At 51.6% G+C, this 25,367-nt stretch carries 24 protein-coding genes; 11 read left to right on the forward strand and 13 right to left on the reverse strand.

Annotation, left to right across the window (positions count from 1 at the left end; genetic code table 11):
• Positions 1–258 precede the first annotated feature (258 nt).
• From AC0IXH_RS05995 to AC0IXH_RS06005, 3 genes are all read right to left on the reverse strand, one after another.
• Positions 259–738, reverse strand: coding sequence for an Hcp family type VI secretion system effector (locus tag AC0IXH_RS05995; RefSeq protein WP_471720166.1), 480 nt, complete (start codon positions 736–738; stop codon positions 259–261).
• Between the two features lie 239 nt (positions 739–977).
• Entirely contained in the window at positions 978–1,667 is a 690-nt protein-coding gene (locus AC0IXH_RS06000) for a hypothetical protein (RefSeq protein WP_134824187.1), read from the reverse strand.
• Positions 1,668–1,933: 266 nt separating this feature from the next.
• On the reverse strand, positions 1,934–2,602 hold the full coding sequence (locus tag AC0IXH_RS06005; protein ID WP_471720167.1) for an SDR family oxidoreductase: 669 nt from the start codon (positions 2,600–2,602) through the stop codon (positions 1,934–1,936).
• A 175-nt stretch (positions 2,603–2,777) separates the two neighbouring features.
• Between AC0IXH_RS06005 and acuI the strand changes: the two genes are divergently transcribed.
• The 4 genes from acuI (at position 2,778) to lanM (ending at position 7,537) form a co-directional block, all read left to right on the forward strand.
• The gene (gene acuI / locus AC0IXH_RS06010) at positions 2,778–3,761 is read left to right on the forward strand and encodes an acrylyl-CoA reductase (NADPH) (protein WP_471720168.1); all 984 of its coding nucleotides are present in this window, start codon (positions 2,778–2,780) and stop codon (positions 3,759–3,761) included.
• A 510-nt stretch (positions 3,762–4,271) separates the two neighbouring features.
• Positions 4,272–4,439: a hypothetical protein gene (locus tag AC0IXH_RS06015; RefSeq protein ID WP_013202247.1), complete on the forward strand. Its 168-nt coding sequence runs from the start codon at positions 4,272–4,274 to the stop codon at positions 4,437–4,439.
• Between the two features lie 93 nt (positions 4,440–4,532).
• Positions 4,533–4,691: a hypothetical protein gene (locus AC0IXH_RS06020; protein ID WP_013202246.1), complete on the forward strand. Its 159-nt coding sequence runs from the start codon at positions 4,533–4,535 to the stop codon at positions 4,689–4,691.
• Positions 4,692–4,753: 62 nt separating this feature from the next.
• Positions 4,754–7,537 carry a type 2 lanthipeptide synthetase LanM gene (gene lanM, locus AC0IXH_RS06025; protein ID WP_471720169.1) on the forward strand — a complete coding sequence of 928 codons (2,784 nt, stop codon included), beginning with the start codon at positions 4,754–4,756 and terminating at the stop codon, positions 7,535–7,537.
• A 100-nt stretch (positions 7,538–7,637) separates the two neighbouring features.
• Here the strand turns inward: lanM and idnD are convergent, their stop codons facing one another.
• The 4 genes from idnD to AC0IXH_RS06045 all read right to left on the reverse strand — a co-directional run bounded on the left by idnD (position 7,638) and on the right by AC0IXH_RS06045 (position 12,218).
• Positions 7,638–8,681, reverse strand: a complete 1,044-nt coding sequence (idnD, locus tag AC0IXH_RS06030) for an L-idonate 5-dehydrogenase (protein WP_134824183.1) — start codon at positions 8,679–8,681, stop codon at positions 7,638–7,640.
• 9 nt (positions 8,682–8,690) lie between these two features.
• Positions 8,691–10,052 (reverse strand): MFS transporter, encoded by a 1,362-nt coding sequence (locus AC0IXH_RS06035; RefSeq protein ID WP_346595234.1) that lies wholly within the window; start codon positions 10,050–10,052, stop codon positions 8,691–8,693.
• Positions 10,053–10,074: 22 nt separating this feature from the next.
• Positions 10,075–11,364: an MFS transporter gene (locus AC0IXH_RS06040; protein ID WP_346567317.1), complete on the reverse strand. Its 1,290-nt coding sequence runs from the start codon at positions 11,362–11,364 to the stop codon at positions 10,075–10,077.
• Between the two features lie 86 nt (positions 11,365–11,450).
• On the reverse strand, positions 11,451–12,218 hold the full coding sequence (locus AC0IXH_RS06045; RefSeq protein ID WP_134824181.1) for an SDR family oxidoreductase: 768 nt from the start codon (positions 12,216–12,218) through the stop codon (positions 11,451–11,453).
• Positions 12,219–12,580: 362 nt separating this feature from the next.
• Between AC0IXH_RS06045 and AC0IXH_RS06050 the strand changes: the two genes are divergently transcribed.
• Together AC0IXH_RS06050 and AC0IXH_RS06055 are read left to right on the forward strand one after the other, a co-directional pair.
• Positions 12,581–13,288, forward strand: a complete 708-nt coding sequence (locus tag AC0IXH_RS06050; RefSeq protein ID WP_013202240.1) for a FadR/GntR family transcriptional regulator — start codon at positions 12,581–12,583, stop codon at positions 13,286–13,288.
• 84 nt (positions 13,289–13,372) lie between these two features.
• Entirely contained in the window at positions 13,373–14,626 is a 1,254-nt protein-coding gene (locus tag AC0IXH_RS06055) for an enolase C-terminal domain-like protein (protein ID WP_013202239.1), read from the forward strand.
• Between the two features lie 3 nt (positions 14,627–14,629).
• On the opposite strand, the gene AC0IXH_RS06060 is transcribed toward AC0IXH_RS06055, so the two are convergent.
• Positions 14,630–15,154, reverse strand: coding sequence for a GNAT family N-acetyltransferase (locus AC0IXH_RS06060; RefSeq protein WP_265910530.1), 525 nt, complete (start codon positions 15,152–15,154; stop codon positions 14,630–14,632).
• Between the two features lie 343 nt (positions 15,155–15,497).
• Here AC0IXH_RS06060 and proX point away from each other — a divergent pair, with 343 nt between their 5' ends.
• Entirely contained in the window at positions 15,498–16,496 is a 999-nt protein-coding gene (gene proX / locus AC0IXH_RS06065) for a glycine betaine/L-proline ABC transporter substrate-binding protein ProX (protein WP_346567313.1), read from the forward strand.
• A gap of 70 nt (positions 16,497–16,566) precedes the next feature.
• Here the strand turns inward: proX and AC0IXH_RS06070 are convergent, their stop codons facing one another.
• Entirely contained in the window at positions 16,567–18,036 is a 1,470-nt protein-coding gene (locus tag AC0IXH_RS06070; protein WP_013202236.1) for a catalase, read from the reverse strand.
• Positions 18,037–18,136: 100 nt separating this feature from the next.
• Positions 18,137–18,943 (reverse strand): DUF1460 domain-containing protein, encoded by an 807-nt coding sequence (locus AC0IXH_RS06075; RefSeq protein WP_471720170.1) that lies wholly within the window; start codon positions 18,941–18,943, stop codon positions 18,137–18,139.
• A 240-nt stretch (positions 18,944–19,183) separates the two neighbouring features.
• Between AC0IXH_RS06075 and AC0IXH_RS06080 the strand changes: the two genes are divergently transcribed.
• Positions 19,184–19,393 carry a DUF2767 family protein gene (locus AC0IXH_RS06080; RefSeq protein ID WP_041692010.1) on the forward strand — a complete coding sequence of 70 codons (210 nt, stop codon included), beginning with the start codon at positions 19,184–19,186 and terminating at the stop codon, positions 19,391–19,393.
• A 101-nt stretch (positions 19,394–19,494) separates the two neighbouring features.
• Here the strand turns inward: AC0IXH_RS06080 and AC0IXH_RS06085 are convergent, their stop codons facing one another.
• Positions 19,495–20,127 (reverse strand): HD domain-containing protein, encoded by a 633-nt coding sequence (locus tag AC0IXH_RS06085; protein ID WP_471720171.1) that lies wholly within the window; start codon positions 20,125–20,127, stop codon positions 19,495–19,497.
• A gap of 114 nt (positions 20,128–20,241) precedes the next feature.
• Between AC0IXH_RS06085 and AC0IXH_RS06090 the strand changes: the two genes are divergently transcribed.
• Both AC0IXH_RS06090 and AC0IXH_RS06095 read left to right on the forward strand, forming a co-directional pair.
• Positions 20,242–21,240 (forward strand): GlxA family transcriptional regulator, encoded by a 999-nt coding sequence (locus tag AC0IXH_RS06090; RefSeq protein WP_471720172.1) that lies wholly within the window; start codon positions 20,242–20,244, stop codon positions 21,238–21,240.
• Positions 21,241–21,329: 89 nt separating this feature from the next.
• Positions 21,330–22,355, forward strand: a complete 1,026-nt coding sequence (locus AC0IXH_RS06095; RefSeq protein WP_471720173.1) for an LLM class flavin-dependent oxidoreductase — start codon at positions 21,330–21,332, stop codon at positions 22,353–22,355.
• A gap of 88 nt (positions 22,356–22,443) precedes the next feature.
• On the opposite strand, the gene AC0IXH_RS06100 is transcribed toward AC0IXH_RS06095, so the two are convergent.
• Positions 22,444–23,412, reverse strand: coding sequence for a hypothetical protein (locus AC0IXH_RS06100; protein WP_346594569.1), 969 nt, complete (start codon positions 23,410–23,412; stop codon positions 22,444–22,446).
• A gap of 165 nt (positions 23,413–23,577) precedes the next feature.
• Entirely contained in the window at positions 23,578–24,279 is a 702-nt protein-coding gene (locus AC0IXH_RS06105) for a GNAT family N-acetyltransferase (RefSeq protein WP_471720174.1), read from the reverse strand.
• A gap of 139 nt (positions 24,280–24,418) precedes the next feature.
• On the opposite strand from AC0IXH_RS06105, the gene AC0IXH_RS06110 reads away from it, so the two are divergent.
• Complete coding sequence (locus AC0IXH_RS06110) at positions 24,419–25,309, forward strand: SDR family oxidoreductase (protein WP_471720175.1); 891 nt, start codon at positions 24,419–24,421, stop codon at positions 25,307–25,309.
• The last annotated feature ends 58 nt before the right edge of the window (positions 25,310–25,367 follow it).

Below are 25,367 nucleotides of genomic sequence, written 5' to 3' on the forward strand. Positions count from 1 at the left end.
TCCTGCCAGAGCGAATTTATTTATTGGATAATAAAATCTGCCATAATGATTACCAATATAATTAATACACCGACAATGGCAATAGTCAGTGTATAAAAGTAGTATCCAATAAATAGCGCTATGAAAACTATTAACAATATTGGTGCAAGAATACAACTTAAAAATACCATTTTTTCTAAAAACCACTTTAAGTCGATTTTAGTCATATTTATTTAATTCGACTGTAATTTTAATTATACCGAACAGCCTGAGGTGTTCTCATGCACAGACACGCTGGTTCCAGGTGTCACGATAGATGATATTGGAGTCCGTGTACTTCCAGGTAATCGCTTCATAACGAAGTTCGAGCGTTTCCTGATGAGTGCTGCTCATGCCGCCGGGAGCCAGGTAAGGTGAAACCGTGGTGATTTTGACATTTTCCAGAATGATATTGAAATATTCAGCCTCAATACCCGACTCAAGGATTCGATACATCCTGATCGTGGCCTTTTTCAGCGTGCGTCCCTCACATACTGCGCGATATAGAATTGGCGTTGCCTGGTCAAATTCTTTCACAATTTCAATAGCCCGATGGACGCGTGTGCCGGTGAGTTTTCCCCAGTTTGGATCGACAGGAATGGTGACGCCGTGAGAGAAAGACTTTAGCTCAATAGAGCCTGAACGCAACGGCATTAAACAACCGCCAATGATTGGCGAACCATTTTCATCTTCAAGCCATAAATGCGCAGGAGTAGACATGTTATATCCTTATAAAGTTAATTTAATGTTATGCTGAACGTTAGAACCTTACCCTTTCACGTTTCGGGTGAAAACATATACCATCACCAGGAAGAAAATGGGTATCAGCCAGAGTGGGCTATTAGGAAATAAAAACTCCTTAACTAGTGCAAATATGATTGTCAGCACGGAGGGGCCATAATCAGTAAGTAGTGACCTTGATATCCGAAAAAATAGTCTTTTGATTAGATTATTCATGGTTATCGAATCATCCTGATGATGAGGTTTGCAATCTCTTCATCTGACGCTGATTGCCAGTAAGCATTTGCCCGTTCGAACAAGGGTTCGATCAGGAAGTACATCATTTCCAAATTTTGAGAGTAAAGTGATGCGTAATAAGCAGGGTGGGTATAATGAAGTTTATTGGCACTCTCCGCCGCTTTCTGAACGACGCCATACATCCCAACGCCTTCCAGTAAACCCGCCATCCTGTAACCGGTTAAGGCGCTGACATTGAAACTTAATTTTGTACCGACGGCGACAATTGAGGCAACCGCAAATGCGAATCCTGCCTTTGTAAGTGAGTTTGCAGCTATGTGCACATTTACTGCCATTAACCTTTTTTTTATACGTTCTAATTGATCAGATGTTTTATCTCTAAATATTATTTCAAAATATATTTCCAGCATTGCATAGATCACATCACCATGCAGTATAAGGTAAAAAACAGCTTTATTAAATCGGATATCTTCGGTCATCTGACGCTGACAAACATCTTGATACTCCTCAGTAAAACAAGATGTATAGAACAAGGCACGTTTCGCACCTGCCCCTATCAAATGAATCTTATTTGATACGGCACTACCAACACCTGACATTGCGTGGTCCAGCTTTAATGCGAGAATATTATTAGACTGCAAATAACGTATAACTTCATCTCTGTAGTACATCACTAAATCCCTCAGTTAATGACTCCATCACTCGGTAGAATACACTCCTTTTCTACCGGCAGTCAGCTCCGCTGACCTGACCGTTTCCAGTCATTAATCACATCAAACTTAAATAACTGTGCACATCCCAGCTTAAGACCCAGGAAAAATCCAGGAGTTCAAATTAAACGTGATGGTTTGTAATGCCGAAGTTATTAAACTTCGGCATTACAAACTAATAACATTACGAATAGAAAGAAAGACGATTATTCAGAAAACGTCATTGGCTACCAGCTAAGCTGTTTGCCGGCGTAATCAATATAATGATGGCCGCCTTTTCCTGACCAGAGTTGCAGCTGATCGACGATACCGCTGGTGCTCTCGTTAACGGTCAGGGTAGCGTTTTCACCGCCCATATCCGTTTGCACCCAGCCCGGATGAACATTTAACAGCGTCTGACCGGTACTCAGTTTGGCCGCTAACGTGCGGGACAGCATATTCAGCGCCATCTTGCTGGCGGAATAGAGCGGGTAGGTCGCGCTGGTATTTTCGTTCAGGCTGGCTAGCTGAGAGGTCATCAACGCCAGTACGCCGGTTGAAGAGAGCAGCGGCTGTAATTCCATACCGCAGCGCACCGGGGAGATGGCGTTAGTCAGGAACAGTGCGGCCAGCTCATCATCTTTGGCCTGTTCGATATCCTGATGATCCGGCCCAAATACACCGGCGTTGACGAAGATCAGGTCAAAGCTTTGCTCTTCAATGGCATTCTTCAGCGTCTGCCGTTGGGTGGGCTCGTTGATATCAGCGGTCAGCCAGTAGATGCCTGAATCGGAAAGGGGTGCGTTATTTCGGGTGGTGGCCGTCACTCTCCAGCCGCGCTGCGCCAGGGTGTTGGCCAGACCCAGCCCAATGCCGCGTGAAGCACCGATAATCAGCGCCTGTTTTGAGGTTTCCATATGCTTTCCCTTTAGTGAAGAAAAAAACCGGTGCCCCAACTGTAGCAGATCGGGGTAGCATTCAGTGACTGGCAGCAGATAATGCAGAACTGTCTTGTTTATTCATCACTTTCTGGCAGGCCTGGCCTGCTGAGTTTTCTGATTAAAACAGACCCACGGTCTGAAAGGAGTCAGTATGTTTAAAGCACTTATGGTCCGTAAAGATGACAAAGGCTATCGGGCGCGCATCGAAAACCTTGAGCTGTCGGCCTTTCCGGCGGGTGACGTGGTGGTTGACGTTGAATACTCCTCGCTGAATTACAAAGACGCGTTAGCCATCACCGGGCGCGGCCCAATCCTTAAATCCTTCCCGATGGTGCCGGGTATTGATCTTGCCGGCACGGTTAGTGAAAGCGACAGCGCGGATTTCAAACCGGGCGATAAGGTGCTGCTGACCGGCTGGGGCGTCGGCGAAAGCAGCTGGGGTGGCCTGGCGCAGAAAGCAAAAGTCGCCAGCCAGCATCTGGTGCTGCTGCCATCTTCTTTATCGACGCAACAGGCGATGTCGATTGGCACCGCAGGTTTCACTGCCATGCTGTGTGTGGAGGCGCTGGAAGCCTGTGGCATCACTCCCGAGCAAGGTCCGGTGCTGGTAACCGGCGCGTTGGGTGGCGTGGGCAGTTTTGCCATCAGCCTGCTTGCGGCGCTGGGCTACACCGTTGAAGCCTCGACCGGGCGTGTTGAGGAAAATGACTGGCTGCTGAAATCGCTGGGGGCCTCTGCGGTCATCAACCGCGATGAGCTGAACGCGCCCGGCAAGCCGCTGCAAAAATCCCGCTGGAACGCGGCGGTGGACACCGTTGGCAGCCATACGCTGAGTAACGTTTGTGCCAGCCTGAATTACGGCGGCGCGGTTGCCGCCTGCGGCATGGCTCAGGGGATGGATCTGCCTGCCAGCGTTGCGCCCTTTATTCTGCGTGCCGTGACGTTGAAAGGCGTCGACAGCGTGCGTTATCCGGCTGAGCGTCGCGCAGCCGTCTGGCAAAGGCTGGCGTCTTTACTGTCACCACAACAGCTGGCCGGTCTTGCCGGTGTTTGTAGGCTGGACGAGGTGGCGGAGAGAGCCGTTGAGCTGCTGGACGGAAAGGTGCGCGGCAGACTGGTGGTGGATTGCCGCTAAAAAAATAAGGCAACATATATAAAAATGCCCTGGATGGCGATCCCGGGCAGATATCAATAATCTATGGGCAATTAGCCTTTAACTTCCATTTTTCTCGACATCCAAATCCTCCGAGTGAATCGCCGTATATAGCTGACTGGCTAATCTCCCCCCTTTATCCTGCCCGATCGTAATCTGAGTAATTATCTTTTACCAAAATAATGGATGAAATAAGCCAGATCATCACCCGTTAAATCAAAATGAGTTATCTCCAAGTCGGCGACCGAAAGAAACACCTCAGGGATGTGGTTAGGGCGGGAGAAGATAACTTATTGATTTTAGGTGCATTGTTCTCATGAAATTTTCATGAAACTCTCATAAAAAAATCATTCGGATTTTAAATATCATAAATTTCTCATTAATGGATTTTGCCATGGATTTTTTCATTTGAGTACATTAAATTCTCTACAAGAAATGAGTTCGCTACTGATTAATCATCAGTCCAAATTGATAAAATTAGAGGATAGCAATATGAACCCTATCTATTTCATAACGGCTCAAACGTGCACCATCATCAGCCGGTTAGCGCCGAAGGTTAATGAGAATGATCAACGGTTGTCTGAACTTTTAGAAAAAAACTTCGATGATGTATATGCGGTTATCGAGAAAAAACTTACTGAAAAGCTGAATGCAAAATAAAGGAGGTATTACTTTCATTTTTTACATGATGAGGTTAATAGAAGCCTTTAAATAACCACGTTTTTTAAAAACCAACCACTACTGGAGATTATTATGGAACAAATTAACGCAGAGACCAATGAGATTTTAGAGTGCAATCTTGAAGAATTCGGTAATGTAGAAGACTCATTAGAGTCAGTCAAGCATCATCAGGAAAACTTCATGTGTACCGAACTGGGTTGTTGTAGCATCATTACTTCAACGCTTTATTAATTGTTGAAATTAAATGGGGTTGATTAATCCAACCCCATTTTTATAAAATGGCGCCTGAAAATATGAATGCATATACGAAAACATTAGAAGCCATCCTCAAAAAATATCCTGAAGCCAAAGATATTTATAGTGAGGTAGTAGGGGGGGTATTTGAATGCGAAGAGACTATTCACCCTGAGACTTCATTTGTTAAAGCCAATAGAGAAAGAATTCGCGATCGATTTTATCATTATGATCTTTCTCTAAATAATGCTAATGATTTCTTATGTGTTTTTAAAGATACTTTAACAAACGCAATAGCCGATGAGGTAAAATCTTTTCTTTATCAATTTAGGGATGTTTGCCATAATTTAGATGCGTTAGAAAATGATTTTTATAATCAGATTAAAATTAAATTGCCTGAGGATATTCGGCAGTTGTGCCTTTTCATCTCTAAAATGAATGCATCAACTAAAAATAAGATGGATAGCTGGGATAAGTTATTTACTACCTATCCTTCACTGCTTGATAAAGTCACATCTTATGCTGGGCATATGATGTATTCTTTTACCGATGTTTTGCATAACCTTGCTTCTGATAAAGAAATCGTTGCCAGAAATTTTGATATGGCAGATTACAGAGTATCAAAAATCGACATTTCAATGGGTGATTACCATTCTTTTGGCCAATGCGTCTCAAAGATAGTGTTTACTAACTCACTTGAGATTATTTATAAACCACGGACTGCAAAAAATGAACTCATTGTTTGTGAGCTTTTGGATTTATTAAAGCATGATTTAGGATATTTGAAAATTGGCATTCCTAAATGCATTGATAGTGTTACACATAGTTGGCATGAAAAGATAACCTTTAAAGACAGTTTGTCATCTGAAGAAATTTCACGTTTTTATGAAAACATTGGTGCAGCCGTAGGGCTATTCCATATGCTTAATGCAGGTGACTTTCATTTCGAAAACATTATATGTTCAAATGATATTCCCTTCTTTGTAGATTTAGAGTGTATTTTTTCTGGCGTAATAAAGACCAGTGATTTCTCAAATTCAGTCCTTACTACCTGCATTCTTCCAGGCCTTTCTGGAAGTACAGTTGATCGCTTCACTTGCGGTATCGGTGAAAGAGATCTCAATGGTGAGGTTGAAAAACAGGTTTTGTACATTGATGAAGATAATGAAATCATCAAGGGCAAGCAAACTGTTAAGATCCCCAACTTCCATAACAGGCCTGTAAGATATCGGTCTGACATATCAAATTGTGAGTTAAGAAAATCCGTTGCCAAAGGATTTGAGTGCATGATGAATGCTTTTAGTAAAAACATAAAAATTATAAGCATTCTAATCAATAAAAAAGAGTTACCTGGACGTCTCCTTTTGAGATCGAGCAAATACTACGGTGATGTGATTAATTTTTCAAGTCATCCCAGATACACGCTTTTCCCTAAACTTAGATCGCTCTTTATAGCATGTGCAGTGTATGATAAAACAAAGCCCATAGAGATTATTAAATATGAGTTTCAGTCTATTTATCAAAATATAATTCCAATTTTCTATTATGACATACTTAATGGCGAGTTTTTCCTTGGGGACAAAACGAAAATTGAACTTGATGAAAATTCGGAATTTTTCAAAAAACTATATACCTTCAAAGAACTTAATGAAAAACATCTTAATAATGAAGCCTCCACTCATGCAATGTTGTATCAGCGGCATCTTTTGAATATGTCCTTATGGTCACTGCTACCATCAGTAAAGCCTCTGAATACAAATAGTAACGATAATCAGGAATATATCAACTTCCTTAAGGGGAGTGCAGTCAAACATAACGGCAATGATGTATGGCTGGGTGTTAAAAAAGACTACTTTGGCGCAACAACGATCCTTAAAAGGAATGATGATCTTTATGACGGCCTTGCTGGCCCAATGATAATTCAGTTGTGTGATTTTATAGAATCCCCAACGCTTTTGAAAGAAAATGCTTTATTCAATCTTTATGAGAAAGTGGATGCGCAAAGGGAAGGCGATACTTATGGTATCTTCGAGTCCAATGGAGGGCTTTTATACATTGACTATCTGTTTGTAAAAAACTTTGGCACGGAACACGTTGAACGCTTTATGAAAAGATTAGAAAATGTCATTTCATTGTTTAATAGGAATAAAAAGTTTGATGTTATTAGTGGTGCTTCTGGGATCCTAATATTATGTTGTAGAGTATATTCTAAATTCCCTAATAACAAATTGCTTTCCATTATATCATATTTAGCAGGGCAAATATTAAGTAGTTCAAAAAAAATTGATGATGAATGCATTACATGGGGGAAGAAATGGACGGGTTTCTCGCATGGTAATTCAGGCATTGCTTATTCGCTTGTACTTGCAAATAACATGTTGAATCGCAAGGACATAAACACGTTAATTCTTAAGTCTCTTAATTATGAAAAATGCTTCAAAATAAAATCGGGTTGGAAAGGGGTTGAGTTTCATGATAATGATACTGACTTCAATGCTTGGTGTAATGGGGCCCCAGGAATATACATGTCCCGCCAGGCAATAAGAGCAGAAGGCCTGAATATTTCAGGTGAAATTATGGATATTTTAGAATCTGATATTAGTCATTATTTTAAAACTGCCGACGCCCGAGGTGTTAATAGTGCTAAATCCTTATGTCATGGGATTTATGGAAATACTATAATACAACGAGAAGATTTCTCGTCTCGGTTCCCTGTTGACCTGGACTTGAATAACCTTAGCGAAGAGAAGTCCTTAATGACCGGTGCTATTGGTGCAGTTTATGCTAATTTCATGCTTAAAAATAATCACTGCGACATGCCAAATATTTTACTTTTAAAATAAAATGATATATCGAGAATTTCAAACATAGTTAGAATTCTGTGAGAACGCGTATTTCATGCCTGCAGAGAGTGCCCGGGATGGCGATCCCGGGCAGTCAGCATTAACTAAAGGTCAGCTGGACTTTGGCGGCCTGGCTTTTATCGCTGGCCATCTCCAGCGCTTTCACCACGTCCTGCTGCGGGAACACCGCAGAAAGCAGTGGCAGAGGATTAATGCGACCACTCTCCAGCCAGCGCACGGCAATGTCGAACTCATTGATAAAGCGGAATGAACCGACCAGCTCAATCTCTTTCACCAGCATCAACCCCAGCGGGAAGTCAACCGTCGCGGCACCCATGCCGAGCTGAACAATCCGACCTTTCGGACGGGTAAAGCCCACGGTGGAAGCAATGGCCGCCGGCGCGCCAGATGCCTCAAAGCAGACGTCAAAATAGCCGCTGTTTTCCTGCCATTTACCGGTGACCTCGCCATCGGTGGGATCGGCCGCTTTCGAGGCGCCCATTTCTAACGCCAGCGCACGGCAACGATCGCTCATATCGGTGGCGATAATCTCTGAAGCGCCTGCCGCAAAGGCTGCCGCAATCACCAGACAGCCAATCGGCCCGGAACCGGTCACCAGCACTTTTTTGCCGACCAGGTCACCCGCCTGATGTACCGCATGAATTGCCACGGCCAACGGTTCGGCAAAGGCGATCACCTTTGCATCGGCCTTATCGGAATAGGGCACACATTGCGCCGGGCTGACCGCGACAAAGCTGGCAAAGCCGCCCTGAACGTGCGGGAAGAACTGCGCGCTGCCCATAAATTTCATGGTGCGACACAGGTTCTGCTTACCCGACAGGCAAAATTCACAGGCGTTACAGGGTTGGGATGGATTCACCGCCACGCGCTGACCGACCTTCAGCCCGCTGTCTGCCGGGGCTTCCGCAATGCGACCAACAAATTCGTGGCCCAGCGTCATTGGCTCTTTCAGCACTGACATCCCCGCACGGCCATGCTGGAAATAGTGAATATCCGAGCCACAAATCCCGCCGCGTTCAACCTGTACCAGCACCTGGTCATCCGCGCATTCAATGGTGCGCGACTGGTTGCTGACGTCATGCGCGGCACTGACCACGCTGGCAACTATCTCTTTCTGCTTCATAACAAATCCTCAGGCTTTGGACGGGTTTTTGAACGGTTTCTGCGGCTCTTTTTCTTGCCCCCGATCGTCCGGTAGCGAAATCACCTCAATTTTACCCACCAGTAATAAGTAGGCGAGAAAACCGATCAGCGCCACGGCGGCGATATACCACATGGCGTACTGGAAGTTTTGCGTGCGTTGCAGGATCACGCCAATCACGATCGGGCTGATAATCCCGGAAAGGTTACCGAAAATGTTGAGAAATCCACCGATGGTGCCAATCAAATGACGGGGGATCACATCACTGCATACCACCCAACCCAGATTGGAAAACGCATTGGCAAAGAAGGCCACCGACAGGATGGCAATAGCGATGGTCGGGCTGTGCTGGAAGAAATTCACCAGCGCGATCGACGTCGTCACCAGCAAACCGGCCATCACCGGCAGCTTGCGGGCAAAGGTGCGGCTGTGGCCTTTTTTCAGCAGCATATCGCTCAGGGTTCCACCGCACAGCACCCCAGCCATCGCCATCAGGTAAGGAAACATCGCGCCGATACCGGCTTTGGCAATCGATAAGCCCAGTCCTTTCTCCAGATAGACAATAAACCACGTCAGGAAGAAATAGAGTGTGGAGGAGGCCGCAAACTGGGCAATAAACAGTCCCCAGACGGTGCGCTGACGCAGAATGTGCTTCACGCTGGCCCAGTTTACTTTGCCATTCCCCCCTTGCTGATTGGCCGAGCCGTAACCGCCACCGTCACGTATGTAGGCCAGCTCGGCGTCGTTAACCTTTTTACTGTCCTGCGGATCGCGGTAGGCAATCAGCCAGTAGATGCCAAAAATAATTCCCACGCCGCCCGACAGATAGAACGAGGCTTCCCAGCCGTATTCGGCCACGATAAACGACAGTAACGGCGTCAATAAGGCCAGGCCAATGTACTGCGCGCTGGAGTAAAACGCCGTGGCGCGCGCCCGTTCATGGTCCGGGAACCAGCTGGCAATGATCTTAGTATTGGACGGGAACGAGGGCGCTTCCGCCACGCCAATTAACGCCCTGCAGACCAGCAGCATCGCAAAGGATGCGGTCGCGGTGGCGAAGATATGGTGAGACGCAAAGCCCATCACAAAGGTGAAGACGCTCCACAGCACGATAGCGCTGCCATACAGGATCCGGGAGCCTACCCGGTCGAGAATATAGCCCACCGGGATCTGGCTCATGGCATAAAACCAGGTAAACATCGAGAACAGCAGTCCGAGCTGCGTCGGGGACAGCTCAAATTGTCCCTGAATATGGGAACCGGCCACCGAGAGATTGGCGCGGTCCATATAATTTATCGCGGTCACCACAAACAGCATCATCAAAATGCTCAGGCGTGAACGGGTCGGTTTCATGATCATTTTTACCTCCCTGTGGTCAGTAAGCTGACGTGGTTTTCGCCACGACCGGCGTCTGACTGCTGAACCGGGTCAGAGCGGTCAGCAGCACTGCAAACACCAGCGATCCGCCCATAAAGACATAAGACGCATCCGGGCTGCCGGTGACGCCATTCAGATAACCGACAATCCACGCGCCGACGAAGGAACCCAGCGCACCAAAGCACACCACAAAGGACATGGCGCCAGCGACCACGTTGCGCGGGATCATTTCAGGGATGGCGGCAAAAAACGGACCGTACGGCGTGTACATTGCGCCGCCGGCAATCACCAGCAGTGCCCAGGAGAGCCAGAAGTGCGACGCACCAATGCTGAACGAGGCGATAAAGCAGACGGCGCCCAGCCCCAGGAACAGCACCACGATCAATTTACGTTGCTGGAATTTATCGGAGAACCAGGATGCGGCGAGCATCAGCGGAATGGCAAGCACATAAGGGGCGGCAGAAAGCCAGCCGGTAGCGACGATGCCGAGGCCGGACGCGGATTTGAGCATCGACGGCAGCCACATAATGAAACCGTACATGCCGATATTCCAGAAAAAGTGGATAAAGGCCAGCGCCAGCACTTTCGGTGAACGAAACGCTTCACGGTAGTTTTTAACCGGTTTGATATTTTCCTGCTCAGCCGCCAGCGCTTCTTCAATGGATCGCTTTTCGCTGTCGTTCAGCCATTTAGCATCGCGCGGCCGGTCGGCGTACACCGCCCACCAGATAAAGGCCCAGAGGATAGCGGGCACCCCTTCGATAATAAACATTCCGCGCCAGCCAAAGGCATTAACCAGGTAACCGGAGAGGATCGACATCCACAACACGGTAATCGGGTTGCCGAGGAACAAAAAGGTGTTGGCTTTGGAGCGTTCCGCGCGGGTAAACCAGTGGCTGAGGAAGATCAGCATCGCCGGCATCACCACGCTTTCCGCCACACCCAGCAGGAAGCGGATGGCCGCCAGCAGGGCGATGTTGTGTACCATGCCGGTGGCCGCAGCCAGTATCCCCCAGAGGATCAGGCTCCAGAAAATCAGACGCTTTGCCGAATGCTTTTCCGCATAAATCCCGCCAGGCACCTGAAAGAAGAAGTAGCCGAGGAAGAACAGGGCGCCCAGCAGGGAAGAAATGCCTGGGGTGATATTCAAATCTTCTGCCAGTCCGGCCGCCGCACCAAAGCCATAATTGGCGCGGTCCAGATAGGCAAGACTGTAAGTGATAAAGGCGATGGGGATCAGTTTCCCCCAGCGGCTGGCGGGCAATGTCCCTGCACGGGTCTGGTTCATGGTAGTACCTCGGCGTTTTCGAACGGTAGGGCACGAGGCCAGGTCTTATTGCCTGGCGGGATTATTATGTTGTGCTCGTGAGACGGTTACAGCGTGGCCAGCCAGCCACCATCGACATAGATGATCTGGCCGTTGACGTAATTAGAGGCGTCAGACGCCAGGTACACGGCGGTGCCAATCAGTTCATCGGGTTTTCCCCAGCGGCCGGAGGGGTTGCTGTTGCGCACCCATTGATCGAACTCAACGTTATCGACCAGCGCCTGGTTCATATCGGTAAGGATGTAGCCGGGACCAATTGCATTACTCTGGATGTTGTACTGTGCCCATTCAGCGGCCATTGATTTGGTCAGCAGCTTGATGCCGCCTTTCGCCGCGGTATAAGGCGCCACCGTGGCGCGGGCGGCCTCGCTGGTCAGCGATCCGATATTGATAATTTTGCCGCCGGTTTTGCGGGATACCATACGTCGGGCGGCGGTTCGGCCGATCAGAAAGGCGCTGGTCAGGTTTACGTCCAGCACGCGCTGCCAGTCACTTAACGCCAGCTCAAGCATCGGCTGACGGAACTGAATGCCGGCGTTGTTGATCACGATATCGACATGAATATCCCGATCGTCGAGCTCCTTAAACACCGCTTCGACCGCGTCTTCATCCGCCACGTTGAACAGGAAGCCATGCGCATTGGCGCCCTGTTCCTTCAACGTGGCCAGCGCCGTCTGCATATGGCTTTCCTGCGTGCCGTTCAGAATGACCGTTGCACCGGCAGCGGCCAGTCCCTGTGCGTAGGCCAGTCCCAGACCGCGAGTTGAACCGGTAATCAGCGCGGTTTTGCCGCTGAGAGAGAACAGTGAAGACATAATCACTCCTGAAAAACTTCATGTAACATGACTAACAAGTTGTGTTTTTAGATCTACGTGAGGCGAGGTAGTTGAGCAATCTACAGGTTAAGAAATTGTAGCCCCGATCACAATAATCTGTGGTGTGGCCACTTTATGCCTTGAATATAGCCTGTAAAAACAGGGTGATGAGGCGGTTTTGTGATTCACTTCACAGTCTGGCACAGTGAAAAACTATTCCTTGCCAGAGAGATATTGGGAGTGCTAAAAAGAGATTCGGACTTGTAGGACAAGCTGATGGTCGACGTCAATCATGCTGTTTTGCTGGTATCAGCAAGCCAGCAGAATAGAATGGCGACATTAACCAGCAACAGGGGAAAGACGTGACACTGGAAAGCGTGCAGAAGCATAACGTGGTGAACGTTATCTACGAGCAAATGAAAAAGAATATCCAGGACGGCGTCTGGGAGCCCGGCTGCAAGCTGCCTTCCGAGTCAGAGCTGACGCAGACCTTTAACGTCAGCCGCGTCAGCGTTCGCAGTGCCGTGCAGAAGCTGCGCGATCTGGGCGTGGTGATCACCCATCAGGGCAAGGGCACCTACGTCACCCGTGAGATCGCCCGCTATGGCGCGTTCAGTGACAACCAGCCGATCCTGCACCTGTCGCAGGAAGAGTTTGATGATATGCGGGTGTTTCGTCAGACCGTGGAATTCCGCTGTATGGACCTGGCGGTAGAGAAGGCGACGGATGAGGACATCCGCCAGCTGGAGCAGGCCTTAAACCGCATGCTGGTCAGCAAAGACGACTATAAGAAATATTCGCAGGCCGACTATGATTTCCACCTGGCAATCGTTAAGGCGTCGCATAACAAGGTCTTCATCCATGTGATGGAGTCGCTGAAGAACATTTATATCCATTACCTTGAAGAGTTAAACCGGGTACTGGGGATCACGCTGGAAAGTGTTGAAGCACATATCAAAGTGTTTATGGCACTGAAGAATCGCGACGCGACCACCGCCAGCGAGACGTTAAACAATGCCATGGCCCACAACGTGGACGCGATTACAGAAGTGAAGCTGACAGAGAAATAACCTTAAGAAAACCTCGTCATGAGGTTTTTATTTACCTCTAACATGTAGGACATCATACATCATTGCGGTGATCCGGAGAGACTTATGGAAACGTTGAAAATTACCAACATTAAAACGCTGCTGACCGCCCCGGGTGGTATCGACCTGGTGGTGGTGAAAGTGGAAACCAATCAGCCGGGATTGTACGGCCTCGGCTGCGCCACCTTTACCCAGCGCATTTTTGCCGTGGAAGCCGCAATTGAAAACTATATGAAGCCGTTCCTGATTGGTAAGGATCCGCTGCGCAATGAAGATATCTGGCAGTCGGCGGCGGTCAGCGGTTACTGGCGCAGCGGCCCGGTGATGAACAATGCGCTTTCGGGCGTGGATATGGCGCTGTGGGATATCAAAGGGAAAGTGGCAGGCCTGCCGGTGTACCAGTTGCTGGGCGGACGTTGCCGCGACGGCATTCCGCTCTACCGCCACTGCGATGGTGCCGATGAAGTCGAAGTGGAAGATAACATTCGCGCCAGAATGGAAGAGGGTTATCAGTATGTTCGTTGCCAGATGGGCATGTACGGCGGTGCCGGCACAGACGATCTCAAGCTTATCGCCGGCAAACTGGCGAAGGCGCGCAATATTCAGCCGAAGGTCTCACCGCGTTCGCAGACGCCGGGCATTTATTTCGATCCGGATGCTTACGCCCGCGCGGTTCCGCGTCTGTTCGACCATCTGCGCAACAAGCTTGGCTTTGGCGTCGAGTTTATCCACGATGTGCATGAACGCATCACGCCGGTCGCGTCAGTGCAGCTGGCCAAGAGCCTGGAGCCCTATCAGCTGTTCTTCCTCGAAGATCCGGTTGCGCCGGAAAATATCGACTGGCTGAAAATGATCCGCGCACAGAGCAGCACGCCGATCTCGATGGGTGAGCTGTTTACCCACGTCAACGAGTGGAAACCGTTGATTCAGCAACAGCTGATTGATTATATCCGTTGCCACGTCAGCACCATTGGCGGCATTACCCCGGCGAAAAAACTGGCCACCTATGCCGAGATCCACGGCGTGCGCACGGCCTGGCACGGACCGGGCGATATCTCGCCGGTGGGCGTGGCAGCCAATTTGCATCTGGATATGAGCGTCACCAACTTCGGTATTCAGGAATATACGCCGGTGAATGATGCGCTGATGGAGGTGTTCCCGGGTTGTCCTGAAATCGATCGCGGCTATGCCTACCTGAGCGATCGTCCGGGACTGGGCGTTGATATTGATGAAGAGAAGGCGAAACGCTTCCCGGTGACCGGTGGCTTGCCGGACTGGACTAACGCACGTTTGCCGGACGGCACCGCCGCCCGACCATAACGCTTAGCGATCCTGAGGTATCGTGGTGTCGCCTTCACCCAGCGTGCATTGCATCATCACGGTATCTACCCAGCGGCCATGCTTAAAGCCCACGGATTTCAGTACGCCGGTCAGCTCAAAACCCAGCGAGCGGTGCAGGGCCAGTGAAGCCACATTTTCACTGTTGCCGACGACGGTCATCACCTGCCGGAATCCGGCTTCCTGCGCCTGGCGCAGGCCTTCACCGAGCAACGCGCGGCCAATACCGCGTCCGGCGCAGTCAGGATCGAGATAGATCGAATCCTCCAGCGTAAAGCGATAAGCATAACGCGGGCGATAGGGCGCCAGGTAGCAGTAGCCGACAACCCGGTGCTCTTCTAATGCCACCAGCCAGAATCCTCCGCTTTCCTGTACTTTCGCAAGCCTTGCCAGCATCTCTTCAGCAGTAGGCGGTTCGGTCTCAAAAGTGGCCAGTCCATTAAGGACGTGCCACGCATAAATCTGCTGTATTCCTGCAACATGAGCGGCTTGCGCCGTAACAATTTCCATGAGTTTCTCGTCGGTTGGCTGGTCTGCTGACTATCGTAACGCTGATCGGTTTTTTCCGGCAGAGGTGGCATTCATAGGAAATTCTTATGACGTGGATCGGGCTAAAGACCGGGGTCCGAGAGCCGGACATTTCCGGTTGCCTCAGAATTTCACTGTGGTAGGGTATACCCCGTTAAATATATTGCGGCACTCCCTGATACGTTATTCATGAAATAACCCTCACTCAGCGCAGCAAATATTTACCCAAAAACTGCCAGAGTGGCTGTTGTTATTTGTAAGAGAGTGGCGTGATTTTTTCTTCTATTTTTAGTGTTAACACCTAAAAAAATAAAAAGGACTCATCATGCGAACCAGCGGAATTTTGACGTTAGCCATTACAACCCTTGCCAGTGCATCCCCAGCGTTCTCGGCAACGTTACCAGGCAAAGGTGTAGTGGTTAACGCCGTACAGAGTAGCTTGCCGGAAGAAACCTTCCAGACCGAGCTGGTTAACCGGGCCTTACAGGCGTTAGGTTACGACGTTCAACCGATCAAAGAAGTGGATTACAACGTAGCCTACACGGCGATTGCCAGCGGTGACGCCACCTATATGGCGGTCAACTGGGATCCGCTGCAAAAGGACATGTACGCCTCAGCAGGTGGCGACAATAAATTCTATCGTCAGGGCACCTATATTTCCGGTGCAGCGCAGGGCTATCTGATCGATAAAAAGACCGCAGATAAATATCACCTTCACGATATTTCGCAGCTAAAAGATCCCAACATCGCCAAATTATTTGATGCCGATGGCGATGGCAAAGCTGACCTTGCCGGCTGTAATCCAGGCTGGGTATGTGGCTCGGTAATCAGCACCCAGATTGAAGCGTATGGCTTGAGTAATACGGTGGTGCAGAACCAGGGAAATTATTCCGCTATTATCGCCGATACGCTCACCCGATTTAAGGCAGGCAAGCCGGTCCTTTATTACACCTGGACGCCATACTGGGTCAGCGATGAACTTAAGCCTGGGAAAGATGTGGTGTGGTTAACGGTGCCGCATTCTGCCAATCCGGGTAGCCAGAAAGATCTGGATACCACTTTACCGAACGGCAAGAATTACGGCTTCCCGGTGAATAACGAACATATCGTCGCCAACAAGGCCTGGGCCCAGGCGAATCCGGCCGCAGCGAAGCTGTTTGCGGTGATGAAGCTGCCGCTGGCGGACGTGAATGCGCAAAACCTGCGGATGCATGAAGGACAGGGCAGTTCCGACGATATCGACCGTCATGTGGATGGCTGGATTGCCTCCCATCAGGCGACATTCGATGGCTGGGTGAAACAGGCTGCTGCTGCTGCCAAATAACGCCGTTTCGCGTGCGTTAAGACAAAAAAAATGGCCTTCATTGCGAAGGCCATTTTGTTATTTAAGACGATTAGCTGCGTTTCGCCCGTTCGTCAGTGACCTGCTGGGCAATGCGGTCGCCGATGGTCTGGTCGATATTGCGCCAGTATTCAAAGGCGCGCGACAACACCGGTTCCTCAACGCCATTCAGCAGATGGCCGGTAACGTTACTCACCAGACGATCGCGTCCCGCTTGATCCATCACCTTATTGATCAACGTATTGGCCTGGCCAAAATCGTCATCATCGCGGCGCAGGGTGTATGGCGCGCGCACCATCTCGCCGCTCGACGGCCAGGTCGAGTCAGTCGGATAACGATCGCCATCCGCCACCGGGCCACCTTTGGAGTTAGGCGCATAGACCGGATCGGACACCGGATTCATGCGCATGGCGCCATCTTTGCTGTAGCTGTTCACCGGCGAGTGTGGCGCATTGACCGGGATCTGCTTGTAATTGACGCCCAGACGCGCACGGTGCGCATCAGCATAAGAGAATACGCGGCCAATCAGCATTTTATCCGGGCTCAGTCCAATGCCGGGCACCAGGTTGTTGGGCTCAAAGGCAGCCTGTTCAATCTGCGCATGGTTATCCGTTGGGTTACGGTTAAGGGTTAATTTGCCCACCGGGATCAGCGGATAATCGCTGTGCGGCCAGATCTTGGTCAGGTCAAACGGGTTAAAGCGGTAGGTTTCCGCTTCGGCAAACGGCATGATTTGCATATGCAGCGTCCAGCTTGGGAACTGGCCGTTTTTGATCGACATGAACAGATCGCGGGTATGGTAATCACCGTCTTCACCCGCCAGCTTATCGGCTTCTTCCTGAGTCAGGTTCTCAATACCCTGATCGGTATGGAAATGGTATTTCACCCAGAACTTCTCGCCCGCCGCATTCACCCACATATAGGTATGGCTGGAGTAGCCGTTCATATGGCGCCAGTTTTTCGGAATGCCGCGATCGCCCATCAGATAGGTCACCTGATGCGCTGACTCGGGTGACAGCGACCAGAAATCCCACTGCATATCGTTATCGCGCAGGTTGTTATCCGCCCGACGCTTTTGCGAGCGAATAAAGTGCTGGAACTTCATCGGGTCACGAATAAAGAACACCGGCGTGTTGTTGCCCACCATGTCGTAGTTGCCTTCGGTGGTATAGAACTTGATCGAGAAACCACGCGGATCGCGCCAGGTATCCGGGCTGCCGCGTTCACCGGCAACGGTAGAGAATCGCATCACCAGATCGGTTTTGGTTCCCGGCTGGAAAACGGCGGCCTTGGTGTACTGGCTGACATCATGGGTCACTTCAAAGTGGCCAAAGGCACCGCTGCCTTTCGCATGCGGCTGGCGTTCCGGAATGCGTTCACGGTTAAAGTTCGCCATCTGTTCAATCAGATAGTGATCGTGCAGCAGGACCGGGCCATCCGGCCCGACTGATAATGAGTATTCATCGCTGGCAACCGGGATGCCAGCATCAGTGGTGGTAGGTTTACGTGGATCATTGCTCATTGTTGTCTCTCCGACTTATCGTTTCATCTTGCAGATAAAGATAGAAGAGATAAACAGGAATGCACATCCACAGACTGATTAAGGGCATTCGCTGCGCAAATCAGTCAGACCGCAGCACAACGATTCCCGGTTTCGACTGCATATATTCGATAAAAGGCGAATCCACGACTTTTCTGTTTGCGGCCAGCGAAGAGGCATTTCTGAACCACACCTTACCGTCGTGGCGAACCACAATCCCGACATGTGAAACATCCAGTCCGCTGAGTCGGGAGAAGACACCGACATAATCGCCGGGTTTCAGCCGGTTGAGCAGGTGTTCATTAATGGCCTTGCCGGGAACATAGTTGATTTTACGTGGATGAACGCCAAGGCCGGCAATGTATTCGCCACCGTCGGCTTTGCGGTTAAGTTGCTTGTTAGCGACGAGAAAGTCCGGGCTGATCTCGGGCGTGACGTCGCGGGCATTGCGTGGGACGGTAGCGAACCAATCAGTAAAGAAGTGCCGGCGGCTGAGGTAGTCGACGTGCCCCCCGGCATAGCGGATTTTGACAAGGTTATTCAGGAAGGATTTTTGGTCGCGGCTTCGGGTCAGGGCTTCCACGTAGTCGATCAGGGTAAAGCAGTCTACATGGTTGAAATTGGCGACAAGCACTTCCGGGGTATCAGCTCCGCCAATCAGCGTGTCGGCCTGATAGGGCGTGCCGAGAAAGGCTGATGATACCCGGCTGATGACTTCACCGTGGCTTTCACCGGTTGAGGGAATAACGTCTGATTGGAGTATCCGCTGCATGTTTTCAGACGTGACGTTATCGATGAGGGTAGGATATTTTGCTGTTTCTGAGCCGGCACAAGCGGTCAGGAATAATGATATAACGAGAACTGCCCCTGTATTTATCTTCATTTTCATGTCCTTGAAAAGTAAAAAACGCCTTACCTTCACAGCAAATGCTTTGCGTGGCGAAAGAAAAACAACACTGGTTGAGTTTTCGTTGATAAATCACGGCACTGATGCTGAAAAATGCGATGTTCATCACCTGGCGAGACTGCATTAAGTTTTTACAAAGTATGTCTCAACTTGTTTTGCATCTGATTGTTTGCCAGGTTTAAGCCATTAAGTTCTAACCGAACCAGCGACAGGAAATGAATGATGAAACGCGATGTGCTGAGTGAAGAGTATTACGATGAAGTGTGCCGGGTGATTGGCGATGCGGTGATTGTGCTGGCAGAAGGGGGTTTCGACACCGATCGTAAGGTGTTGTCGAATCTGCTGTTAAAGACCCGGCAGGGCCGATCGGATGCCGACCGTGATGAACAGAAGGTGCTGGAACACGCTATCCGGCTGGTGAAGCCGGACTGATCACCGCCCGCCGAGACTGACCTGCCCTCTGCTGCAAGACAACGTTTACGTGAAATCCCCCTTTTGACTGAAAGCGACTTCACGTAGCGAGCGCCGTGCCGTTAACCTCTCCAGCGCGACTGGCGGATCACCTGACAGAAATTCCCCGGCGTAAAGCCTGCTTCCTTATCTTTAATCACGTCCGCTTTCACGTTGCCGAAGGTGGTTTGCGGCTTGTGCTTAATGCCGTCATAAAAGGCCTGAATGATCGCTTCTTTAAAGGCCTCAGGGCGCGGATGCAACGCGGTGACCGCCGCAATTTCCTGCTCGCTGTAATTCTCATATCCCATCCCCAGCACATCCATCTCCACGCCGGCAGTGACCAGTGCGATCTCCGGCGCCATAAATTCCGGGATACCTGGCGTGGTGTGCAGGGCAATCGCCGTCCAGACCTTATCAATATCGGCCTGTTCAATGCCGTGGCGCTGCAGGAAGTCCCGCGCTGCGTTAGCACCGTCCACTTCAAAACGTTTGTCGCAGCTACAGTGATCGTGAGTTAACCCCACATCGTGGAACATGCAGCCGACGTACAGCAGCTCGATGTCGACCTTTAGCCCGCGCTGTTGTCCCGCCAGCGCGCCCCAGTAGTAAACGCGGCTGGAATGGTGAAACAACAGTTCGGATTCGGTATCGCGCACCAATTCGGTGACTTCTTTCGCCATCTGACTGTCTGGAACGTTAATTGACTGGTTCATGATTTTCTCGCCTTGGGATTGTGTTTAAGCAGTATGCTGTGCATCATAAATGACTTAAAGCGACTGATTAAGACGATACGGGACATTCCGGCAAACCCGGACACCGGAGGAATAATGAACAGTGACATTGCCATTCTCGCCGTGCCTGGCGTACAGATGCTGGATGTCTGCGGCCCGCTGGACGTGTTTGCCGAAGCGAACCGCATTCTGCAACGCCAGGTGTATACGCCGGTAGTGATGTCATTTTCCACGCCGGTGCTGCGTTCCTCTTCCAGCGTCCGCCTGACCGCCGATCGGCTGCTCAGTGAATCCGCGGATTACTCGCCGCAGACCTTCTTAGTGGCTGGCGCACCCGGTATCACCGACATCATTGCCGAGCCTCAACAGCTGGACGCGATTAGCGGGCTGTGCCGGCGAAGTCAGCGATTTGGTTCGGTGTGCAGCGGGGCATTATTGCTGGCACAAACGGGTCTGTTGCAGGGCAAGCGGGTGACCACGCACTGGGCCTGCGCCAGCGAGCTGGCCAGCCGTTTCCCGCAGATCAGCGTCGATGCTGATGCGCTGTATGTTGCCGATGGCCCGATCCGCACCGCAGCGGGCGTCACTTCAGGTCTCGATCTGGCGCTAAGGCTGGTGGAGGAAGATTTGGGGCGGGACGTCGCGCTGGAGATCGCCAGTAACCTGGTGATGTTCTTCCGCCGACCGGTGAGTCAGAATCATTTTATGCGCGGTGACAATGTCACTCTTTCCGGCCGTTCATCCTTTCAGGAGCTGCTGCGTTGGAGCGCCAGCCATCTCGATAAGGTGAAAAATGTCGCGGTGATGGCAGAGCATATGAACGTCAGCGAGCGCCACCTTTCCCGGTTGTTTCGTCAGACGTTGGCCGTTTCCCCGGCGCAATGGCTGGAAAGGGAGCGCGTGGCAAGAGCGAAACAGCTGCTGGAGCAGGGGATGGCGAGCAAAACCCTGGCCGGAGAGTGCGGCTTCGCCAGCGTCGATGTTTTGCGCCGAGCCTTTGTCAGAGTCACCGGCATGACGCCGGGTGTCTATGGACGGTTGTTTACGCGGGCTGAGGCCCAGGTGCACGAGAATGGTTACCCGATAAAAGATTGATACAGTCAAAAGCTTGCAAGCTAAGGGTATTCAGCTTCATTCTGTCGGACGCATTACCACTTTTAACTCTGAAACAAGGCACTCCGGTCATGAAAAAAATTGGATTTCTGTCATTTGGACACTGGACGCCATCACCGCAGTCGGCGACGCGATCCGCTGCTGATGCGCTGTTGCAATCCATCGATCTGGCGGTGGCAGCAGAAGAATTAGGCGCTGACGGTGCCTATTTCCGCGTTCACCATTTTGCCCGCCAGCTCAGCGCACCGTTCCCGCTGCTGGCTGCGGTCGGCGCGAAAACCAAACGTATTGAGATTGGTACCGGCGTCATTGATATGCGCTACGAAAATCCGCTGTATATGGCCGAAGATGCCGGCGTGGCGGATCTGATCAGCGGCGGCCGTCTGCAGTTAGGTATCAGTCGTGGATCGCCGGAACAGGTAATTGAAGGCTGGCGCCATTTTGGCTATGCGCCGCAGGAAGGGGAAAGCGATGCGGATATGGGGCGTCGTCATACCGAGCGTTTGCTGGAAGTGCTGAGCGGCGAAGGCTTTGCGAAACCTAATCCACAGCCAATGTTTCCTAATCCGCCTGGCCTGTTACGGCCGGAGCCCTTCTCCGAAGGACTGCGTGAACGCATCTGGTGGGGATCCGGTTCTAACGCCACCTCGGTATGGGCGGCGAAGCTGGGTATGAACCTGCAAAGCTCGACGCTGAAAGATGATGAAACCGGCGAGCCGTTCCATATTCAGCAGGCCAGACAGATCCGCGCCTATCGCGCCGCCTGGCAGGAAGCAGGGCACACGCGTGAGCCACGCGTTTCCGTCAGCCGCAGCATCTTCGCCTTGATGAATGCGACAGATCGCGCCTACTTTGGTGCCAGCTGCGAAGGTGGCGATCAAATCGGTTATCTGGATGAGAAAACCCGCGCCATCTTTGGCCGTAGCTATTCAGCCGAGCCGGAAGCGCTGATTGCGCAGTTAGCGAAAGATGAGGCGATTGCGGAAGCGGATACGCTGCTGTTGACCATCCCGAACCAGCTGGGCGTCGACTATTGTGCGCATGTGATGGAGTCGATTCTGAAACATGTCGCGCCCGCGTTGGGCTGGCGCGACTAGTTCGAACAAATCAGAGAAAGGGTGCGTGCTGAAGGCCATCGCCTTCAGCGAGCCTTGCCGGATCAACAATACCGACACCGTGACCGAATTATCCGTTAGTAGAGGACTCAGTGGTCTCGACTGGCGTGGTGGTTGAGCTGCCAGAGCTTTGCGCGTTTTCCGTATTGCTGGTCGCTGAATGCGTTGTCTCGCTATCAGTACTCTTCGACGTTTCGGTGGTGGTCGTTGCCGGTTTGGCTGACGATTCCGTTGCGCTTTGCGTGGTGGTGGTTGTCGTGGTCGCAGGCTGACTGGTTGTTGCCGCATTCTGCGTGGTGGTGGTCGACGTGGTTGCGGGCGCCGTGGCTGTCGTACTCTGCGTGGTGTCAGTTGAGGTCGCAGCCGGTGTTGCCGCCGAACTCTGACTGGCCGTTGCAGGTGTAGTGGTACTTTCAGTGGTTGTTGCAGGCGTTGACGTGCTCTGAACGGTAGCAGCTGGTGTGGTCGTCGCCGCGGTGGTGCTTTGCGTCGCTTGGGTACCTGTCGTGACTGGCACCGCAGCGGGTGGCGTGGCGGCAACCGTTGGGATGGTGGCTGAGGTTGCTGTTGCCGCAGTCTGGTCGGTCTGCGCTGGCGCAGCCTGTTCTGCCGGCGCTGCAGCCGGCGCCGCAACCGGTTTAGGCGGCAGCTTGGTGACACCTTCTTTCGCAAACACCGGTTTGTCGCGGGTGACCGAATAGGCCAGCTGCGTCACTTCTCCCGGTTTGGTTGTCACATCGACAGACTGAATCGTCACGCGCCCCAGGCCAAGCAGCGTCTGAGCATAACCCCCGACTTTGTGCTTACCGGCCGGAATATGCAGCTCGGTGTTTTTCCCGGCAACCAGTGGGCCCGCGTCATTACCGTCAACCGTCAGGAAAATGGCGGAACCATCGTCCGCACGGGTCACAACATGCGACACATTGATTTGGGTCGGGCCATTGAAGAAATCTTCTGGCGCGCCGGGCTTCTGTTGTTTGGCGCAACCGGTGAGCGTTATGGCGGCCGTTACTGCGGCCAGGGTGAAACGATAAGACATTATACCTCGCTATCCAGCGTTGCTTTAAGACGGCCATTTTAACGCTACTGGCCGGAGTAATACAGCAGCGTAGCGTTAGGGTTCGTCTCAAAAATTAACAGCAAGTATGTCAAGCGGGCGATCTTTGTTCGCAATCCACGCGTCCTGAAAACTCAGCTCGCGCATTTATCCGTTTTTGAAAAAAGCCGATAACGGCAGTCTCTGCTGGCCATCAGCAGTGAAGTTTGCGACTGAGAGCCAGCCAGACAGTGCGGCCGCGATCGCCGGCCATTCGCCATCGATGATCGACAACCAGTCGGTGTCACGGTTGCGCTGCTTGCGGGTCATCGCCTGACGGAAACAGCCCTCGAAGGTAAAGCCGATCCGCTCAGCCGCGCGGCGTGAGGCGAGATTGGTGGAATCACAGCGCCAGGCCACGCGGCGATAGCCGAGGGAAAAGGCCTGGGTCAGCAGCAGCAGCAGGGCGTCGGTGCCGAGTACCGTGCGCTTCATAAGCTGCGACCAGGTAACGTGACCGATTTCGCAGGCGCCGTTGACCGCATCGATATTGGCGAAGCACACCGCGCCAACGGCTTGCCGGGTGCTGTTATCGACCACGGCATAGCTCACCAGCCCCTGATCCAGGCATTTATGCGTTACCCACGCGATCATCTCCGACAGTGAGGCCGGTTTTTGCGCTCCCAGCCAGGTCCAGTCGCGATCGTCTTCCGCCAGCGAAAAGGCCTGAAACAGGGCGTCGCTGTGCTGCGGATCAAGCGGTTCGAGCGTGCAATACCGTCCGGATAGCGAACCGCGCGGAAAAGGGCGCGCGGGCTGCCAGTCGGGTAACGCCACGCCCACCTGTTGACCGTAATGATTGATATTCACCTGCCTCTCTCCTGTTATCGTCAGCGCGTTGCGGTGTTCTGAATCGAACCTGTTAGTTTCTATACTACGATAAAGTCACTACTTTTCTGCGTTGAGCTTAAGCGCAACACTGGTGCTCACACAACCAGGAGGCTATCTGATGCTTGTATTTCTCACTGGCGCGACAGGGTTTATCGGCTCGCGCATTGTTTCCGAATTGCTGGCTGCCGGACATCAGGTCCTTGGCGTCACCCGCTCTGACGCCGGGGCGGAAGCGTTAACCGCAGCGGGCGTGGAAGCGTATCGCGGCACGCTGGAAGATCCGGACAGCCTGCGTGCCGGGGCGGCCCGTGCGGATGCGGTGATCCATACCGCGTTCGATCATAACTTCGATAACTTTGTCGCCAACTGCGAAAAGGATCGCCGGGTGATCGAAGCGTTGGGGGATGCGCTGAAAGGCTCTGACCGCCCGCTGATCATTACCTCGGGCACCGGTATCGGCGATGCCGGCGACGGTCAGCCGGCGTCTGAATCGGTATTTAATCCTCAGCACGCCAACCCGCGCATTATGTCCGAATTAACCGGCAATACGCTGCTGGACGCGGGCGTGAATGTGCAGGTGGTCAGGCTGCCACAGGTGCACGATACGGTGAAGCAGGGACTGATCACGCCGTATATCGCCATCAGCCGGGAGAAGGGCGTGGCGGCATATGTCGGCGAGGGCACTAACAGCTGGCCGGCGGCGCACGTGCTGGACGTGGCGAAGCTCTATCTGCTGGTGCTGGAAAAGGGCGAGAAAGGCCAGCGCTATCATGCGGTGGCTGAAGAGGGCGTGTCTGCCAAAGAGATCACCGACGTCGTCGCCGCCGGTCTGGGTGTTCCGGTGGTGTCGTTGCCGCCGGAAGAGGCAGCGGCGCACTTTGGCTGGTTTGCGATGTTCGCCAGCATGGATCTGCGTGCCTCAGGCAAATGGACGCAGCAACAGCTGGGTTGGCAGCCCAGGGAACGGGGATTGATCGCCGACTTGCAGGCGATGGATTACCGCCAGTAAAACTGCCATCCATGACGCAATAAAAAAGCCGGTAACATCACTGTTACCGGCTTTTCTG

Source organism: Erwinia sp. AC075 (genome assembly GCF_979253995.1).